The 571-nt window shown below is 71.8% G+C and carries 1 protein-coding gene; it reads left to right on the top strand.

Annotated elements, in window-relative coordinates; genetic code table 11:
• On the top strand, window positions 1–571 hold a 571-nt coding region (locus OQ789_RS25730), incomplete at both ends, for an AMP-binding protein (protein ID WP_324689236.1).

Genomic DNA, 571 nt, shown 5'->3' on the forward strand with positions numbered 1-571 from the left:
GGGGTGCGCTGCTGCATGGCGGGCGCCTGGTGGTGGTGGGCGAGTCGGTGACGCGCTCGCCGCAGGAGCTGCACGCGTTGTTGGTGGGCGAGCGGGTCAGCGTGGTGAGCCAGACCCCGTCGGCGGTGGGGATGCTGCCGGCAGACGGGTGGGAGTCGGCGGCGTTGATGGTGGCCGCGGAGGCGTGTCCGGTTGAGGTGGTGGATCGGTGGGCGCCGGGTCGGGTGATGCTCAACGGTTACGGGCCGACCGAGACCACGGTGTATGCGGCGATCAGTGCCCCGCTTCGGGCGGGTGCGGGGGTGGCGCCGATTGGTGTGCCGGTGCCCGGCGCGGCGTTGCTGGTGCTCGATGGGTGGTTGCGGCCGGTGCCGGCCGGGGTGGTCGGTGAGTTGTATGTGGCGGGTTCTGGTGTGGCGGTGGGGTATTGGGGCCGTTCGGGGTTGACGGGGTCGCGGTTTGTGGCGTGCCCGTCCGGTGTTCCGGGGGCACGGATGTATCGGACCGGGGACCTGGTGTGCTGGGGGGCCGATGGGCAGCTGCGCTATCTGGGGCGTGCCGATGAGCAGGT

It is taken from the genome of Mycobacterium sp. 94-17, assembly GCF_035617725.1.
Taxonomy (GTDB): Bacteria; Actinomycetota; Actinomycetes; order Mycobacteriales; family Mycobacteriaceae; genus Mycobacterium.